Below are 19,777 nucleotides of genomic sequence, written 5' to 3' on the forward strand. Positions count from 1 at the left end.
CGGCACGGTTCTAGTCAATAAGTTCAAGTTTACGAAGCACGCTCTCAAATTTCACCTGGTCGATAGGTTTTCCTGCGTATGCTACACAGCCAAGATCAAATGCTTTGTTTACATTTGCCCCCTCATTGAGTGCTGTTGTCATAATTATCTTTGCTCTCTGATCTTCCGGAATCTTTCTCTCCTGCTCAATATCTCTTATCGCTTTAAGTGCCTGATAACCGTCAAGTGCCGGCATCATAATGTCAAGGCACACAAGATCGTATGGTGTATCAGCATCAAGTGCCATAAGATATGCATCTACAGCCTCCATACCGTCTACTGTAATATCACATTCACCAAATTTTGATAAAAATTTAAGCATAAACTTTCTGCTTGCAAAATCATCCTCTGCTATTAATATTCTCATAATTTCTTCCTCCTGTTATCTGGAATTTTTATATTTATTTCTATCTGTTTTCTATAAAAAAGTTTTACCATGGAACGATGTTTTGCCTTGACATCATTACTATGGAATGGTGTTTTGCTTGGACATCATTACTATGGAATGATGTTTTGACATCGTTACTATGGAATAGTATTCAAAATATTATATATTTTTGATGCTATATTCTCAAGTGGTTCCTGATATTGCACAGCCCCTATGTCATATGCAACCTTTGGCATTCCATAAACAACACAGCTTTTCTCATCCTCACCGATAGTGTGTGCTCCTCTTTTCCTCATAGCAAGAAGCCCTCTCGCACCATCCGAGCCCATACCGGTAAGTATAACACCAACAGCATCACTCGCCGCCGCTTTTGCAACAGATTTGAACAAAACATCCACTGACGGACAATGACCGCTTACTTTTTCTGCTTCAAAACATTTAACATAATATCTGCCATTCTCACGCATAAGCGTCATATGCTTGTCACCGGGGGCTATAAGTATCTTGCCATCCTCTACAAGATCACCGTCCTTTGCCTCCCTGACTTTAACACGGCACTCTTTGTCAAGTCTTGCTGCATACATCTCTGTAAATCCCGGCGGCATATGCTGCACTATTACCGTTCCCGGAATATTGGGATAAAAATTTTTGACAACACTGAGTATTGCCTCCGTCCCACCGGTAGATGCCCCTATCGCAACTATTTTATTGTTGTATTTTCTTTTAAAATTGTTTGGAGAAACCGCAATCTGCTTTTTCTTCTCCTCGACAAGCTTATCATGATATGCCGCTTTTACTTTTGCAATAAGTTCTTCGTGCACCCATTTATATATCGCATCACCGTCCATGTCATGCGGCTTCTGAAGATAATCAACTGCCCCGTAGATAGCATAATCCGTCGGTGTCTGCTGCATCGAACTAATCATTATAACTTTCATCGGATGCTGCGGCATAAGTTTTTTCATAAATTCTATACCGTTCATCCTCGGCATCTCTATATCAAGTGTCATAACATCAGGATTAAATCTGATTATCATATCTCTTGCCTGATATGGATCTCCCGCCATGGCAACGACTTCTATCTCAGGATCTTCGTCAAGAAATTCCGACAACATTTTCCTAAACATAATCGAATCATCAACTACAAGAACCTTTACCCTCCTCATATAATCCCTCATTTCCTGTATCAGTTACTCCCGTATTTTTTGAAAATAACCTTATATTTTTCTGTATATCGACGGCTGTATATACTTAAATCCGGATCTTATCTTATCTATACTCTCCGTCGTACCAATAAAAAGATACCCGCCGTCTTCCATATGGTCATATATCTTTTTCAAAAGATTAAGCTTTGTCTGATCCTCAAAATATATCATGACATTTCTCAGAAAAACCACTTGAAATCTGCCCTTAAACATTATGTCATCCATAAGATTAAATCTCTTAAAGACAATCTGTTTTCTGAGTTCTCTGCTTACCTGAAACTGCTCATCATTTATTTTTCTGAAATACTGTCTTTTCCATCTGTCGGGAATACTTTCTATCTGTTCTGTAAGATAAATACCATCACTTGCTTTTTGCAAAACTTCCATTGAAATGTCAGTTGCAAGAAGCTGGGTATCCCAACCGGGCTCCATGCCGAAATAATCATTTAATATCATCGCTATGGTATATGGTTCTTCGCCTGTTGACGCTGCCGCCGACCATATCCTTACATCCTTTGTCCCCGCTTTTTTTTCTCTTATCCAAGGAAGTACATATCTGCTAAGATATTCAAAGTGCATGAATTCACGCATAAAGAATGTATGATTTGTCGTCAGTATATTTATCATGTCGCCTGCCTCTTCACCATCCGGCGATGAAGCTATCCGGTTGATAAACTCACCATAACTCGTATAACCGTTTTTTAAAAGATAATTTTCAAGCCGTCCCTCTATCAATACTCTTTTATGTCCAAGCTCTATACCATAACGGTTATGCATATATTCAACTATCCAATTAAATTCTTTTTCTGTCAGTTTCATTTTTAGAAAATTCCCTATTATTTCCTGTTACGGATTAATGTTTTGTATTATGTTTTTATATTGCTGCCGCATCTCATATGCAGGTTATAAAATTTTATTTGTATCTTACATCTGCATCACATAGTTACAAGGACAAAATCCGTTCTGCCATCATCCTCTATGTTCATAACCATATAGGTTGGTCTGAATCCATCCTGTCTCGGTCTTGAAATACTTCCCGGATTTATGACTGTCACATCTCCACTCTTTTCAATAACAGGTTTGTGTGAATGCCCAAACATCACTATATCTGCACCGTTTTCCTTTGCAATATCTTTCATCGTCGGTATTCCAAACTCGCCGCCATAGTGATTTCCATGTGTTATGAATACTTTATGCCCACCTATCTGAATAAGCTTCGCACCCTGAAGCTCGTTGCCATAATCACAATTTCCTTTTACCAGCTCGACCGGACAGTCAACGAGCTCTCTTATCCTGTCAGGACTGCACTCCATGTCTCCAAGATGTATCATCATATCCATTGTCCCTGACATATTTTTGACAGCCTGTATCAGGTTTCTGTTATTTCCATGAGAGTCACTGACAATAAGTATCTTCATCGCCATCTATAACACTCCCTCCAACTTTTTATACATAGCCGTAAGTGCACGACCTCTGTGGCTTATCTCATTTTTATCCTCAGGTGAAAGTTCTGCCGTTGTGCATCCCTTTTCAGGAAGATAAAATATAGGATCATATCCAAATCCGTTTTCACCTTTTTCTTCATATCCTATCTGACCCTCTATCGTACCTCTGGTCGTTATTACATTTCCATCAGGCATAACGCAGGCGATGACGCATACGAACCTTGCACTTCTCTCCACGCCCCTGGCATCCTTAAGAAGCTCTATGATATGATTGTTTTTTACGGTGTACGGAGTATCTTCACCCATATATCTTGCCGAATATACTCCCGGTGCCTTATCAAGATAATCAACTTCAAGTCCCGAATCATCGGCTATAACGATAGTGCCTGTGATGTCGGCTATCGTTTTTGCCTTAATAATGGCATTTTCCTCAAATGTATCTCCATCCTCAACGATTTCAACATCAGAAAGTCCCTCGTCTTTAAGAGATACAAATTGAATATCATCTCTTTTTATTATCTGTCTTATTTCTTTCATTTTATTTTCATTGCCTGTGGCAACTATAATTTTTGTCATCCTCGTTTCTTCCTCCTGCTCATTTCTTTAAGAGTCTTTATTATACCTTTATAAATTCCATCTGCAATCTCATACTGTCCCTTTTGTGAATTTATGTAACTCATATCCTTTCTGTTCGACATATATCCTGTCTCAACTATAACAGCCGGCATATCCGTATGACGAAGTACAAAAAGATCCTCTCTTCTTATACATTTTCTTGCTTTATTTAAAGAAGAAGCCTCTACGGTATCTAACAAAATATGTGCAAATCTGCGGTTTGTCATAAGCCTGTTATCACCTTTACGCTTTGCATAAAGTGTCTCGATGCCTGATGCCCTTGAATGAATATTGTCTGAAGCATTGCAATGTATGCTTATAAACAGATCTGCTTTTTTCATATTTGCTATGACAGTACGCCTTTTTTTAGTGATATATCTGTCCTCCAGCCTTGTATATATAACATTTATATCTGTCTGGTCTAACATCTGCTTCAGCTTTTTTACCATGGCAAGATTGCAATCTTTCTCTCTGTATCTGCGGTTATTTGACCTCGCCCCCTCGTCTTTTCCGCCATGACCGGCATCCACTACAACCGTAATATTTTTAAATCCTTCCGCTTTATAATCATCCTTATCAAATAAAGCATTTTTTACGGTTTTACTTTGCTTTTTTTCTTCATGCACAACACCGTTTTTGTTTTCTTCTTTTAATACATTTCTGCTTTTTGAAAGCTCTGCCGTATAGAGACAACTTACTATTACTAAAGCTATCAGAAGTATGCAGCTTTCAATAACTACCTTTACTCTTCCATTATTACTCATATACATCTAAGTATATCTCATTATAAAATGGCTTGCAATAAAAATACCGATATTACACCATCAAAAGGAGATATTTTCTTTTGCCACTTGCATCATACTGAGTTTTTTAAGGTAATTTGTGTAGGCTTTTTATATTGAAAGCCCTTATATCAGCGTTTATAATAAATAAGATAATGCGAATACATCATAATTGATACGGAGGACTTAAATGATTAAGAAAATTGATTTATCAGGAATTTGGAATTTTGAACTTGACCCTGACAAAAAGGGAATTGAAGCAAGATTATTTGACAAAGCAAAAAATGACACTATCACTCTTCCGGGAACCACTTCTATTGCCAAAAAAGGAACTTTCAGTGATAAAAAGGAAACGGGATTTCTGACCGACCCTTATCTTTTTGAGGGATATGCATGGTACTCTAAAGATGTACATATTGATGAGAGCGACACAGATAAAAATATCTTTCTTTTTTTGGAGCGAACAAGACTTACAAAAATATGGATAGACGATACCTTTGCAGGTGAATTTGACAGTCTCACGACACCGCATTATTACGATATTACAAGGTTTGTTAAAAAGACTGATTTTAGGATAACCGTGCTTGTGTCCAATGTGGATTACCCTACAAAAGGCGGTCATCTAACTTCACCGGACACACAGACTAACTGGAACGGTATCATAGGTGAAATTTCACTCCGCATATTTGATAAGATATATATTTCAGATGTTAAAACTTATCCTAATGTTGACAAAAAATCCGTGACCGTCATATTAAAAACAGTTAATGACACAGCGGAGGATAAGAAAGTCACTTTAAATGTCAATGCTTTTCTTACGGACATAAATGGAGACACAGGTATAAAAGCACCGGCAGCAGAGATTCAGGTTATATTTGCAAAAGGTGAAAGCACGGCAGAGTTTGAATACTTCCTCGGTGAAGATGCCGTTTTATGGAGCGAATACACACCTGTTATCTACCGTCTTGAGATTTCTTTATGCGGTTCAGACGAAAATACAGTCACTACTTTTGGTCTTAGAAAGTTTTCAACAACCGAGACTAAATTTCTTATAAACGGTGAGCCGGCATTTCTCCGTGGAAAACATGATGGACTTGTATTTCCACTTACAGGTGCAGTTCCTGCTGATGTGGACGAGTGGGTACGCGTTATGAAGATTTCAAAGTCTTACGGCATAAACCACTACAGATACCATACCTGCTGCCCGCCTGAAGCCGCCTTTATCGCAGCAGACCTGCTCGGTATTTATATGGAACCACAGCTTCCATTCTGGGGAACACTCACAGCACCGGGTGATGAAAACCACAATGAAACCGAGCAGAATTATCTTATTGAAGAAGGTTTCCGTATGTTAAATACTTTTGGAAACCACGCTTCATACTGCATGATGTCACTCGGAAATGAACTCTGGGGCAGCAAAGAGCGTATGGCTGAAATAATCACGGGCTACCGCAATGTAGACAACCGCCACCTATACACACAGGGTTCAAACAACTTCCAGCACACACCGGTTCTTCTGCCTGAAGACGATTTCTTTGTCGGTGTCCGTTTCAGCAAGAACCGTCTTATAAGAGGTTCTTATGGTATGTGTGATGCACCTCTCGGTCATATCCAGTGGGAAGAACCATCAACAACACACAATTATGATAAGGAAATAGTTCCTGATGATGAAAACTCCGGCAATGGCACCGATGCAGGTGAGGAGATTGAAATCCAGTACGGAACGGGTGTAAAAAAAGTCAAGGCGGCAAGTGCAGACGGACCGCTCATACCACACATCCCTGTCGTGACACATGAAATCGGTCAGTATGCCGTATATCCAAACTTTAAGGAAATACCTAAATATACCGGTGTATTGAAAGCAAGAAACTTTGAGGTATTCAGGGATAACCTTGACAAGAAAGGTATGCTCGACCAGGCAGACGACTTCTTCTATGCAAGCGGTATGTTATCAGTACAATGCTACAAAGAAGAACTTGAAGCTGCCGCAAGAAGCAGTCTTGTAGCAGGTTACCAGATACTCGATCTTCAGGACTTTCCGGGACAGGGTACGGCACTTGTTGGAATACTTGATGCATTTATGGACAGCAAGGGTCATATAACACCTGAAGAATGGGCTGGCTTTTGTTCAGATGCAATACTCCTTGCACAGTTTGAAAAATATGTCTACACATCAGGCGAAAACTTTAAAGCTGACCTTGCCATAAGATATTACAATCCTGAAAAACTCACCGGCAAAAAACTTCACTATGAACTTATCCGCCGTGATGTAAGTGCCGCAGAAACCACGGGCTTTGCCGTAAACGGTGAAACAAGCGTGGTAACAAGCGGTGATGTGAAAATTCCTGACGGAGCAAAAGAACTTGTTCAGCTTGGCGGGATTTTCTTTGCAATGCCTGAGACAGACAAAACTGCCGTGTATGACCTTATCCTTACGATTGACGGCACACCATACAAAAATAAATATGAACTTTATTGTTATCCTGTCAATGATGATGTTTTATCACTTGAAAATATCGCAATCATAGGCGAAGGTGATAATCAGGTATTTATAACAAATGAATTTACTGAAACAAAATCACTCCTTAAGCAGGGCAAAAAGGTTCTCTTTATGCCAAATGAAGTAAAAGAAAGCCTTGAGGGATTTTATTGCACTGACTTCTGGTGTTACCCGATGTTCAGGGATATATGTGAATGGATGAAAAAACCTGTCGCAGTAGGCACAATGGGGCTACTCATCGACAGCAGTCACCCTGCACTTAACGATTTTGCCACACACAGATACTCAACCCCTCAGTGGTATAAGATAGTATCTCACAGCCGTTGTGCAATACTTGATGATGTGACCGATAAAGATTACAGACCTATAGTACAGATGGCAGATAACTTTGAGCGAAACCATAAACTCGGTATCCTCTTTGAAGGAAAAGCTGGTGACGGAAAACTTATGGTATGCACATCAAAACTTGGAGAAATAGCAGAAAACACTGAAGTAAAACAGTTTATAAAATCTCTTGTAAACTATCTTACCTCAGATGTGTTTACTCCTGAAAAGGAACTTGACTTAGAGAAACTTGAAACTATATTTTAATACTATCAGGCATTCCAAACTTTTATTGTGTAGAGCAATAATTGGCATGAACTTGTCCACACTTCTGATATGCTGCGATAGAAGCTAATAGTGTTAGTGTTATAAACACGCATCAGAACATACAATAAATCTCCTCCTGATAACAAAAAACACCACCGGCTGGCAAGTGCCATCCGGTGGTGTTTTTCTTTACACATCTTAATATGTGCGTTTATTTAAGAAATATTCACTGCTTTAAGATACAGTTATTATTTAACCTTAACTGTTACAACAGCTTTCTTCTTGCCTATAGTTACTGTAATCTTAGAAGTTCCCTTCTTAAGACCCTTAACTGAGACAATAATCTTCTTGCTTGAAACTTTCTTCTTTGTAATCTTAGCAACTTTCTTCTTAGATGTCTTGTAAGTAATCTTATCAGATGTCTTCTTAGCCTTGTTGTAAGATGTTACCTTGAATGTAAGCTTAACTGTCTTTTTCTTCTTAACAGTGGCTTTCTTCTTGGCAGCCTTTACTTTCTTAACAGGGTTGTTGATAGTAACCTTGATAGTTGCTTTCTTAGTTCCGTTTTTAAGAGTAATCTTAGCTGTTGCTGCTCCCTTAGCTTTGCCTGCAGCCTTGATAGTAACCTTTCCTGCTGCAACAGAAACTGTAGCAACTTTCTTGTTAGATGTCTTAGCTGTAACCTTAGTTGTATCACCAAAGTTGTCAAGTGCTCTGTATGTGATTGTTGCACTCTTGCCTGCATTAAGTTTTACACTCTTCTTGCTTACAGAAAGTGTTGAGTAATCAATGTCAGGATTGATTGCCTTTTCAACTGTAAAGCCGTCAGTTGCTGATGTATATTTATCTGAACCTGCACTTGTAAGTTCAAATACACACTTACCACTGTCAAATACATATGTGCGTCCTGCAAGGTCATAACCGTCAAAACGATGAATCTTCTGTGTATCAAGCTCAAATACATATAATGCTGCATTGCTGTCATAAAGATTTGAATCTTTGCTGAATGTCATTCTAAGCTTAGATGCACCATCAATACCATAACCAAAGTACTGATTGTAGTTTGTCTCTTCATCAGCATCTTTATTGTATGCTGCAACCTTTCCTGAAGGAAGTGTAGTCATGTCAGATATATTAAATACATCTACATCAGCATATGCATAATAACTAACATATGTCTCATCACTTCCTTTTTCTGCTACTACCTTATATCTGTTATTATCAAGTTTCTTGCTGTCATCACTTGTTGCGATTGCAGAAATTGTAGCTGATGTAGCTTCCGGTACTTTTACATACTCATCACTGACTGCGTCTTTCTTATACCATGTGTACTTCCAGTCACCGGCTTCTTTCATCTTTACACCGATGTCTACAGTATCACCTTTCATGACAAAATCTTTAGTCTGGCTTATAGTTCCCCAGCCTGCAAAGTTGATGGAAATCTCATCTGAAACCTTGTCAATATCTGTTGATACTTCACATTTGTATGTAACAGATTTTTCATCATCTTTAAGTTCATTTAAATCACTAAAGAGTGCTTCTGTTGTATATGTTGCTGCCGTAGCACCATCAATCTTCTTGCCATTCTTGTACCACTGATATGTTGCTGTCTTGTCTCCAAGATTTGTAACCTTTGCAGTAAGAACTGCTGTCTCACCCTTTTCAAGACTTGTCTTGTCAGCCTTAACACTTACCTTAGGCAGGTCTGTACGCACAAGTTTAAAGTAAACATTTACTGTATATCCGCCATTTGAAATCACAAGCTTATAGCGTTTAAATGCATCTTTAGTCATCTGGTTAAGTGCAAGTGTGTCAGTTGTCTGACCCTGCATAATCTTATATGCACCTTTTTCTACATTATCTTTAGCGTAGAAATTATAGTGTGTATCTTCCAAAATCTCTTCATACCACTGATATGAGATAGCATCACCTGTTGCACTTGTCACAACCGCTGTAAGATTTGTTGAATCTCCAATCTTAGCCTTAACTGTCTTGTTGTAACTTGCACCGCCGCCATAAATGTCAAATTCATCATTGTTCCAGTCAACTGTGATAGCATCTGCCTCTGATACACTAAATGTAATAAAGTCTGTTAATTTACCTGCTTTAGCAACACAAGTATATTTACCAAAGTCAGATTTTCTTAAGTTTGTAAGGTTAAGTGAAGAACCAGTCTCGCCTAATATGGCATCTCCCTTATTATATGTATCATCGTCATCATCATAATATCCGCCCTGATACCACTGATATGTTACAGTGTCTGTTGACTCTGTACTGAGTTCTGTCGCAAATGTAACATTTCCGCCTACTGAACGATAGTAACCTGTCTGTCCATTGCCGACAGCACTTAATGTAAACTTCTTTGCTGCTGCATCTTTCTTTGATACCTCGAAATAGTGAGTGATAACAGGTGTATCATCATCTGCTGCACTTCCCTCGTAAATGCGAAGTGTATATCTTCCTAAATTGTCTTCCGTGATATTTGAAAGAGTAAGCTTTTCTGTTGCGCAGTCAAGTGCTCTCTCATAATCATACTCATATTTTGTATCATCTTTATGAAGTTTTTCAAATGACCACTTGTAAATAAAGTTCTTTGACTCAGGATTTTTAACAACTGCACCAAACTCTTTTGATGAGCCGAGTTCAACATCAATACAAGATGTACCTGAACTGTCATATGCTCCGTCAAGGTCAGTAAATGTTATGTCTGTTGTATCATATTTCTTTACATAGAATGTTACTGTCTTTGTCTCTTTTGTGAGTTCGTTCTTAACTTCACAATAATAATAATTTACATCAAAATCTGCATCCGTAAGAGATGAAATCTCATAAACTGATGTTGTATTTGCAAGTCTCTTCTGCACATAACCGTCACCGATAGTGTACCAATCGTCATCGTCTTCGTTCTTATAAGACCTGTGATTAGAACTACAAGCATACCACTTATAGCTGAATGTAGCTGCTGCATCATCAGAGCCGTTTACGACCTGCATCTTTACGCTTTCGCCGGCTTTCTTAATGAATGTTTTATTATCTGATTTTGTTGCTGCTGCATAAGCATAGAAATTATCATTCTTTGAAACATTAAAGGTAACTTTCTGACTGTGAGCACCGTTTGAAACAGTACAACGATATGTTGTAAATGCATTTTCATCCGCTATATTTAAAGCATAGTCAGCAGTTGAAACTGCTTTTCCGTCTGATCCCATAACATCAACATATTTGCCATATGAATCACTGTATGAGTCTTTTTCAATCTTCTCCCACTTGTAAGTAAGAGGATATTTTGCAGCATCTGCTGTCTCAGCAGCTACGCTTAATGTTACATTGTCACCTACATTCTTGTGATTGACAACATATGATGACTCTGATTTTACTGTTAAAGTATCATTTTCAGCCTTAACAGCCTGTTTGATATTAAACTCAAATTCTGCTGGCTTAACATCACTTATTACTGCTTTTGTCGTCTTGTCAATAACAGTGATAACGCATTTGTATTTTCCAAAATCATCTGCTGTGATGTTTTCTTTCTTGTAATCCGCTGTTGTGGCATCTTTAATATCTATATATGCCTTTGTCTTGCTGTCATATTTCTGCCACTGATATGCAATGTCATATTTCTGATTGTTAGCTTCTGTATTTGCAATAGAAGCAATTACACCGAGGTCGATGGTTCCTCCTACTTCAAGAGTATAATTGTCCTCAGTATTCTTTGGAAGTGCTGCCGTAAATCCATTAAACTGCTCAAGATTTACATAGAACTCTCCGGATGCGACTGATTTTGCATTTGTAAGATCAGTCGTTCCTGCCTTGTATGCGTTATACTTAAGTCTGTACTCACCAAAATCAGATTTTTCAGCAGTATCTGTCACACTTGCGATAGTGTATGTATCTGCTGTTGCATCTTTTATATCGGTCCATTTATAATAAGTATATACATACTCATCTTTATCTTCATCATATACTGATGTATATCCATAGTCAGTATTAGTTTCCCATGTGTTTTCATCTACTTTGATCAAATAGTTCTTATTGTACTCATCTTTATCAATCTTAGTAAATTTCTGCCACTGATAATTGAGCTGGTACTGACTGTTCACAGATACCTTAGGTCCTGAAAGTGTTGCAGATGAACCTATTGCTGTTTTAAGTGCATTGTCTTTTGCATTAGATCTTGATGTACTTCCATACTTAACATTTGAATAATTCTCGTACATTTCAGGATCTCTGTTTTCAAAGAAAATAAAACATGACTTGTCATATGTAAGAGTACCATTTGAAGCTGTTACCTTACACTTATACTGCTTAGATGTGGTACTGTCAAAATCTGCTGTCTCAAATTTCTTTGAGTAAACATTAGTCTTGGCATCAGTTATCTCATTCCACTTGCCATCTTTGTACTCATACCATGTGTATGTAAGTGAATATCCTGTATCTGCTTTTACATCTACAGTCATATTGTCTGTATCACCCGGTACAACATTATTTGATAAGCTGTACTGTGAATAATATTTTCCATCTGCATCATCTTTTTCTGCATTTTTGCCATATCCTGTCTTATTATTAACAGAGTATGGTGGATTTTCTACAAGCTGGATAGTTTTCTCAAATGAAGTATATAAACACTCTCCAACAGAAATCTGTATCTTAGCTCTATAACTTACATAGTCCGCATCTGTGCACTTATCTATTGTAAGTGTTTTGCCTGACTGTCCATCTATTGTCTTGTATGTTTTTTCTTTCTCATCATACTTCTGCCATGTATATTTTGCTGTTGCTCCGTTTATGGCTTCATATCCACTGTTTAATACGGCTTTTCCATCTTTCTTTGCATATGCCCAGCTAGAATTATCATCCGTTGTATATAAAGAATCTGAACCGACCTTATAAACCGTGTAATCATACTCAATTGACTGAATTTCAATGCCATCATATTTTACTGTTGCAATACATTTTAACTTATCATCAGTCTTGCTCTGAGGATCGATGACATTTGAATTTTTCAGATAAACTGACCTTGATGTCTGGTTGTTTATCTTTGTGTATTCTCCTGATGCATCAGCCTTATACCACTGATATGTGTATGAACCAATGGAATAAGCATTGTCAACAGTTGTTAATCCTGAATATAGATAATTGTCATTTGTGACAACATATGAATCGTCATCATCAGTCTTATATTTATATATTGCATACTGCTCATAATCTTCTGATTTCTTATAACTGTCACTTAATGTAAAGGCAAGTTTTACTTCACCACTCTGCTTTTTATCATCTTTATCATAATAATAATATAATAACTTAGCATAGATTTTCTTTCCTACTTTTACATCTGCTTTCCAGTCAGCAGATACCTGTTTATTCAATTTGTCAGAATAATCAACATCTTTTTCATCGGCACCGGCTTTTTTAAGTTCTGCCGCTGCCTTCTTTTTATACATATCTTCTATGTCTAATGATGAACTGGCTTCACTTCCAATGGCACTGCTTGTTGTACCTGTTGTAGCATTATAATCAAAATCAAAGAATAAAATAGTATCCGTATAAATGCTGTTGCCATCTTCACTTTCTAATGTCATATTGTTATATCTTGAAATAATAGAATTAAAATACGCCTTATTTGTATAGGTAAGCGTTCCTATCTTTTCTCCGCTCTCATCTTTGAGTGTTTCCTGCGTCTGGTAAGCCGGGTCATAGTCATAGCTCTTTGCACTCATTTTTCCCGATGCCGCAGCCATTTTTGACACAACTCCGACATTTGACGGTGCAAGCGACACTACCATCGCACCTGCCAGAACGAGAGATAAAATTTTTTTGTTAAATCTCATCAGTTTTCCTCCTTTTGTTTTTAGATGTCAATTAGTTTCCGGTTGGCTGAATATAGCTCAAAATTATTGCAAAATATCACTGATAATAAGTGTATTTTGTTTTTCATACCTCCTGTTTTCCAAAATTTGCCAACTCTATATTCATTATATCACACTTTGTTCACATTTAAATGGTTAAATATTACAAATTAGGCGTTATTTGTGACAATTTTTTTATTATTTTATATATAAATCATGTATAATTGTTCATGTTGACATATATAAATTCAGATTTAAAACACAAACATTTATTTATAATCCTCGATTATTTGTGACAATTTTCTCTAAATCTGTAACAGTTCAGCCATAAAAAGGTACTTAACAATACAATGAGCTTGTTCATTGTATTGTTAAGTACCTTTTTATGGTAGAATAGCCTTTCATTTCTGAAATGAAATAAACATAAGCTGCATAGCAGCGACTGACAGCTCGCTGGCAGGTTTATGAATGTAAGAAATGCAAGACTGAACTGTTACTTAAATCTTATTTCACAAACCTGTTTATACATCCTGCAATCTCAAATCTTCTCGGTCTACTCATATCAGGCACACTTCCTCTGCCCGTAAGTGCTTCGACACCTTTTTTCTCCATAAGATTTTCAATATCATCAAGCAATAAATTAAGTGATATTTCCTTACCGCCGTATTTTTTTATAAGATATTCAAGTGCTTTTGATATAGCAAGCATCTGCTCTGCATCAGTTATCTGTTCCAGATACCTCAGATCCACATTCGTCTTGTTATATAAAAATCCGTCAGTGCCCATCACCTTAATCTTTGTCCTGTCATCAGATTTTGGAAGTTTTACTTTTCTTTCTCCGTTTATCTCTATCTCAGGATTTTCATTTATGTTGTCCATATTTTGTGAATTATCCGTACATTCAATACACATACCGTCTTTGGAAATCCCGTGCATTTTCAGAGGATAGTCTGCCGCTGCTTCTTTTGCCGCTTTTGTTATCTCCTTTGGCATATATCTGTCCATTTGTATGACCGTGTCAGCCACATGAAAAAAAGCACCACAGCTTCCGGCAACAAGTATCGTTGATATACCTCTTTGCCTGTAAAGCTGTCCCACACTTTTTATAAACGGAACAATAGGTTCTTTATCCGCTGATATGACACGCTCCATAAGTTCATCCCTTATCATAAAGTTTGTCGCACTCGTGTCCTCATCTATAAGAAAAAGCCTGCTCCCAGCTTCAAGTGCCTCAATAGTGTTTGCAGCCTGCGAAGTTGAACCGCTCGCATCGAGTGTCGAGAAGTTTTTTGTATCTTTTCCATTAGGAAGGTTTCTTATAAAAAGACTAATATCTTCATTCTTAACGCTTCGTCCGTCCTCGGCACGAAGTTTCACACCGGTCGCATCGGTCACTATATACTCCCTGCCATCACCCGCTATATGCGGATATACGCTTTTTTCAAGTGTCTGAAGAAGCGTTGACTTGCCGTGATAACCTCCTCCGACAATAAGCGTAACACCTTTTTTTATTCCCATTCCCGTTATTTTTCCCTTATGCGGAAGTTCAAAAGTAACTCTCATCGATTCAGGTGACTTAAACAAAACAGCATTTTTCATCGGTCTTTCTGACACTCCGCTTTCTCTTGGCAAAATCGAACCATCCGCTATAAATGCCGCAAAACCGTTTTCGCCTACCGCCTTTCTCAATGTTTTCTGATCGTCTGAAAGTTCTATCTGCTCTTTTAACTTAACTTTCTCATTTTCCGTAAACAGCTTAAATATCCCTGATTTTTCAACAACACCCGGCAAAAGCCTGAACAATATCTTTTCAAGCTCTCCCGCATCTATCGAACGCCCTCTTGCAGGAAATCCCACAACAAATCTGAGTATTATATCGCCCGTACTCTCATCAACCTTGCACGCACTACGCTCCATAATCTCCTGCCCCGGCCGGCTTGCTGATACCATACCGCTCTTTCCTGAACCTTTTGCCTTAAAGCTGATTCCTGCAGCAAAAAAACTGAACCGTCTTAAGATAAAATCCTCAAAAGCCGTCTTTCTGTCATACCCGTTATAATATTCCTTTGGAAAACCAGCTGCCTTCCCTTTTATCTTCACACTTAAAGAAGATGGGGACGCAAACGGATCCCCCTGGATATGCTCAATATTTAAAATATACTTACCAAAATCATAACTTCCACGCAAATCCTTGTATGCCGGATACCCCCTGTGGTCAATTCTTCTCAATTCACTCTGTAATCTGTTCATCTAAAATTCCTCTTTTCTATCTATTGATATTTTTACCCAAACTGATGCCACGGATTGCTCCATTTCTATGCAATTTTCGCAATCCTGCAACCACATCCAATCTTATCGTCGGTGTTTGGCGGGTCAAGCCACCAAATAGCAATTTGTATGTAAACATACATTGCTATTTGCTTTTGACCCTTGCATCATATGTTCTTATAATTCTTAATTATATGATTATACATTGTCCTGACCGCCGGTGCCATAAAATCAGAATTCATCGTCGCTATCCCCACAATTCGATATGCATCAGGCTCTATCTGATAGCAGTCAACCTCGTACGGAATATCTCTCATTACAAGTTCGGGCATAAGGCATATTCCAAAGCCGTTTGCGACAAGTGCTATAGTTGAAAGATCATCTACCACATGATAATTTGACTGGACATTCAATGAGTTTTCTTTTAAGAAATTCTGAATATCTGCATCCGTCGACTCTCTCTGTGTAACAAACTGATGATTCCTGAGTTCGCTTATGTGCATTACTTCATCCGTATTTTTGTCAAACAGACCTTTTGGAACAACGCAGACAAGTTTATCTTTGTAAAGGGGTTCTATCGGAATATCGCCTGCACTCGACACCGACAAAAATCCAATATCAACAACACCGTTTTTCAGCCAATAAGAAACATCATCATATGTCCCCTGAAAGACTTCTATCATAATATCCGGATATTTTTTTTTAAATGAATTCATAATGTCGGGCAGCCAGCTTGTGCAAATACTTGAAAAGCACCCAACCTTCACCTTTCCTTTTTTTAATCCGTTAAACTCTGCTATTGCCTGCCATAAACTTTCATCACTGTTTAAAACAGCATTTACATATGGGAGAAGATTTTCTCCATAATTAGTGAGAGTAACACCTGATTTACTTCTGTTCAAAACAGAAAAACCAAGTTCATTTTCCATTGATGAAATCGCATGGCTTATTGCCGACGGCGTAAGACCAAGTATGTCTGCCGCCTTTCTGAAACTACCGTGGTCTGCCACTGTCTTAAAAACCTGATATGTTAATAATGTCATATACTACTCCATTTCTGTGCTTTTATTGTAAAACGGACATTCAAAATCCGCTTTCTCTGCCTGCTCATGAACGCAGCCGCTTTTTAACCTGTCAGTATAGAAATATTTATTCTGCGTTCAATTTCTTTTATGATACCATCTAAAAAATCCAAATACAAGAAAAGCCGCATAACTGCGACTGACAACCTGTTTGCTGATTTATAAATATAATAAGCAAACAGCTATTCTACCATAAAAAGATAACGCTTTCCAACCACAACGATTGCCAATTATAATAATTTGTGCTATATTCAATTTAATACCATCAGGCATCCAAAAGGTGCCTGATTTTTTAAAAGGAGGGACATCATGCAGCCTGACAAAAAAGATTTGGAATTATTTAAGAAATGGGTATCTGAAAGCAGCCATATAGTATTTTTCGGTGGTGCCGGAGTTTCTACCGAAAGCGGTATTCCTGATTTCAGAAGTGTTGACGGATTGTACCACCAAAAATATGACTATCCGCCGGAAACAATTTTAAGTCACTCATTTTTCATCAGAAATCCTAAAGAATTTTATAAATTTTACCGGGACAAAATGCTTATTGAAAATGCAAAACCGAATATCACACACTTAAAACTTGCAGAACTCGAAAAATCCGGAAAACTTTCGGCAATTGTCACTCAAAACATCGACGGACTTCACCAGGCAGCCGGAAGTAAGACCGTTTATGAGTTACACGGCTCAACCCTTAGAAACTACTGTGAAAAATGTCATAAATTTTACGATGTAAACTACATAAAAAACAGTCAGGGTGTACCTCTCTGTGACTGCGGCGGAATTATTAAACCTGATGTGGTATTATATGAAGAGGGACTTGATGATTCGACCATAAGCAATTCCATTAAAGCCATAGCAAATGCGGATATGCTTATCGTCGGCGGTACATCGCTTGCCGTATATCCTGCAGCCGGATTATTACAATACTACACCGGAAACCGTCTTGTACTTATAAACAAATCGTCAACTCCACTTGACAACAATGCAGACTTACTGCTACAGTGTGGTCTTGGTGAAGTATTTTCGCAAATTTGAGTTATCACTCATTTTGGCATACTTAGCCTGCGTCAGTATTTGTTATATCTGCAAAATTAACACAACATACAGACAATTTCGCAATTAATAATATGTACTCTTAAAATCTTCTGATTGAAGAATTTCAATATGTTTTTTTGATATACAATGACATTTTCGCAATGAAAATGGAAACAGTATATCGGAAATGCAGCCGAAACGACTCATTTTGAGAAGATACCGAGAGCACATTAACAAATTAAGGAGGAATATCATGAAATATTCATACAAAACAAAAGGAACCTGCTCAACACAGATTGATTTTGAATTAAACGGAGACATTGTATCAAATGTAAGATTTACCGGAGGATGCAACGGAAACTTACAGGGAATTTCATCACTTACAGACGGACTTACCGTAGAGCAGATTGAAAACAAGCTTAAAGGTATCAGATGTGGTTTTAAACCTACTTCCTGTCCTGACCAGCTTGCTATTGCCGTAAGAGAAGCATATGAAAGTGAAAACAAATAAACATTTTAATTTATGCTTATCTAAAAAAGAGTAAAACCAGCGTTTTGCTCCTGGTGTCACACTACTTTACGGGCATTTTCCTATACAATAAAAACAAAAAGTACCGTACCTGCATCAATTAAGATGTAAGTACGGTACTTTTTTAACTAATGACAATTTATTTAATAAGTCCTTTAATCTTTTTCTTGTCCTCAGCAGTAATTGTATCTAATTTAAGCACTGCCTCGACAAAGTCTGCTACAGAATCATTAAACCAGAATTTTTTAGACTGCTTTAAAAGATCTGTTCTGTAATCTTCTTCCTTACGAATAGGTGTATAGTATGTAATTCCTTTTTTCTCTGATGATACAAAGCCTTTATTGATAAGGTTTTTCAAAAAAGTATATACTGTAGTGTCTTTATATGTAAGACCATAATCTTCTTTTAGCTTTTCCATGACCTGTGCACATGTAACCTCACCTGTCTCAGCCTTAAGATCCCAGATACACTTCATTACAGTAAGTTCACACTGTGAAATTTCCGTAGTTCTTCTATTCATAGTAAAATTGCCCTTCCTTTCTTCCACTCTCTTTTAAAATAGTATGCCTTATCTTTGCATTTCATTTACATATTACCATATACATATAAAAAAATAAAGCAAAATTTACACTAATTAATCAAAAAAAACAAAAAAAATGTAAAAAAAGGCTGTTTATATGTAAAAAAAGTCAGTTTTCAATTTTTCACAGAATTTTAACAGCATGAGACACTGTCATCAAATTTATGCATTGTGTTTTACCAGCCATTCCCTAAAACTTTTCTTGTATGATTTGCTTATCGGTATCCAAGCTGAATCGCACATTATAACCTTATCACTCTTAAATACATCAACATAAATTGAATTGATAACAAAAGATTTATGCACACGGCAAAATTTATTATCATCAAGTTTATCAATAACTTTAGATAATTTATCATAAAATTCAACATCACCATCAAATGTCTTTGCCACAACTTTCCTGCCAATGCTTTGAAGATAAATAATATTGTCCTGTTTTATAATATGGTCCTGCTTAAGCCATCTGTAATGCAGATATTTATTTTTACCCGAAAATATACTGAAATATGTATCTAACATCTTAAAAAGCTTTTTTTTATCTACCGGTTTTACAACAAAATCAAATGGTCTTGTCTTAAACAGCTCCATAGCATAACTGGTATCTCCTGATATATAAACTATCTGAATTTTATTATTTTTTAATTCATCGCGTATCTGTTTGCCTATCTCAAAACCTTTCACATCTCCGAGGTCTATATCCAGAAAAAGTATATCATATTCATTCTGTGCTATTTGTAAAGCCGCATTTTCACCACCCTGAAAGATTTCCACATCAATCTCTTTATCATTTTCCTCTGCATATCTATACAATAGTTTTTCAAACAATAATGAAAATTCTATATCATCATCATAAATGCACATTCTCGTCATTT

General features: G+C 37.2%; 14 protein-coding genes. 3 read left to right on the top strand and 11 right to left on the bottom strand.

Annotated elements, in window-relative coordinates; genetic code table 11:
- Positions 1–10: 10 nt before the first annotated feature.
- The 6 genes from DWZ63_RS07540 to DWZ63_RS07565 all read right to left on the bottom strand — a co-directional run bounded on the left by DWZ63_RS07540 (position 11) and on the right by DWZ63_RS07565 (position 4,462).
- Entirely contained in the window at positions 11–406 is a 396-nt protein-coding gene (locus DWZ63_RS07540) for a response regulator (RefSeq protein WP_022015018.1), read from the bottom strand.
- 158 nt (positions 407–564) lie between these two features.
- Entirely contained in the window at positions 565–1,593 is a 1,029-nt protein-coding gene (locus DWZ63_RS07545) for a chemotaxis response regulator protein-glutamate methylesterase (protein ID WP_118499325.1), read from the bottom strand.
- Positions 1,594–1,644: 51 nt separating this feature from the next.
- The gene (locus DWZ63_RS07550) at positions 1,645–2,451 is read right to left on the bottom strand and encodes a protein-glutamate O-methyltransferase CheR (protein ID WP_118499327.1); all 807 of its coding nucleotides are present in this window, start codon (positions 2,449–2,451) and stop codon (positions 1,645–1,647) included.
- A 116-nt stretch (positions 2,452–2,567) separates the two neighbouring features.
- Complete coding sequence (locus tag DWZ63_RS07555; RefSeq protein WP_243020521.1) at positions 2,568–3,056, bottom strand: metallophosphoesterase; 489 nt, start codon at positions 3,054–3,056, stop codon at positions 2,568–2,570.
- Entirely contained in the window at positions 3,057–3,653 is a 597-nt protein-coding gene (locus DWZ63_RS07560; protein WP_022015014.1) for an XTP/dITP diphosphatase, read from the bottom strand.
- A complete protein-coding gene (locus DWZ63_RS07565; RefSeq protein WP_022015013.1) occupies positions 3,650–4,462 on the bottom strand; it encodes an N-acetylmuramoyl-L-alanine amidase in 813 nt (270 codons plus the stop codon). The genes DWZ63_RS07560 and DWZ63_RS07565 overlap by 4 nt, the downstream gene beginning before the upstream one ends.
- A gap of 202 nt (positions 4,463–4,664) precedes the next feature.
- Here DWZ63_RS07565 and DWZ63_RS07570 point away from each other — a divergent pair, with 202 nt between their 5' ends.
- Positions 4,665–7,565 carry a sugar-binding domain-containing protein gene (locus DWZ63_RS07570; RefSeq protein WP_118499329.1) on the top strand — a complete coding sequence of 967 codons (2,901 nt, stop codon included), beginning with the start codon at positions 4,665–4,667 and terminating at the stop codon, positions 7,563–7,565.
- Between the two features lie 248 nt (positions 7,566–7,813).
- On the opposite strand, the gene DWZ63_RS07575 is transcribed toward DWZ63_RS07570, so the two are convergent.
- The 3 genes from DWZ63_RS07575 to DWZ63_RS07585 form a co-directional block, all read right to left on the bottom strand.
- On the bottom strand, positions 7,814–13,393 hold the full coding sequence (locus DWZ63_RS07575) for an immunoglobulin domain-containing protein (RefSeq protein WP_118499331.1): 5,580 nt from the start codon (positions 13,391–13,393) through the stop codon (positions 7,814–7,816).
- 522 nt (positions 13,394–13,915) lie between these two features.
- Positions 13,916–15,661, bottom strand: a complete 1,746-nt coding sequence (locus DWZ63_RS07580; RefSeq protein ID WP_118499333.1) for an ABC-ATPase domain-containing protein — start codon at positions 15,659–15,661, stop codon at positions 13,916–13,918.
- Positions 15,662–15,846: 185 nt separating this feature from the next.
- A complete protein-coding gene (locus DWZ63_RS07585) occupies positions 15,847–16,722 on the bottom strand; it encodes a LysR family transcriptional regulator (RefSeq protein WP_022013880.1) in 876 nt (291 codons plus the stop codon).
- Between the two features lie 348 nt (positions 16,723–17,070).
- On the opposite strand from DWZ63_RS07585, the gene DWZ63_RS07590 reads away from it, so the two are divergent.
- Positions 17,071–17,796 (top strand): NAD-dependent protein deacylase, encoded by a 726-nt coding sequence (locus DWZ63_RS07590; protein ID WP_022013879.1) that lies wholly within the window; start codon positions 17,071–17,073, stop codon positions 17,794–17,796.
- 253 nt (positions 17,797–18,049) lie between these two features.
- Complete coding sequence (locus tag DWZ63_RS07595; protein WP_055940976.1) at positions 18,050–18,307, top strand: TIGR03905 family TSCPD domain-containing protein; 258 nt, start codon at positions 18,050–18,052, stop codon at positions 18,305–18,307.
- Positions 18,308–18,464: 157 nt separating this feature from the next.
- Here the strand turns inward: DWZ63_RS07595 and DWZ63_RS07600 are convergent, their stop codons facing one another.
- A complete protein-coding gene (locus DWZ63_RS07600) occupies positions 18,465–18,845 on the bottom strand; it encodes a BlaI/MecI/CopY family transcriptional regulator (RefSeq protein ID WP_022013877.1) in 381 nt (126 codons plus the stop codon).
- A gap of 222 nt (positions 18,846–19,067) precedes the next feature.
- A complete protein-coding gene (locus tag DWZ63_RS07605; RefSeq protein ID WP_055940974.1) occupies positions 19,068–19,775 on the bottom strand; it encodes a LytTR family DNA-binding domain-containing protein in 708 nt (235 codons plus the stop codon).
- Positions 19,776–19,777: the final 2 nt, after the last annotated feature.

Origin of the sequence: Clostridium sp. AF34-13 (assembly GCF_003477845.1) — a bacterium.
Classification (GTDB): Bacteria; Bacillota; Clostridia; order Lachnospirales; family Lachnospiraceae; genus Butyribacter; species Butyribacter intestini.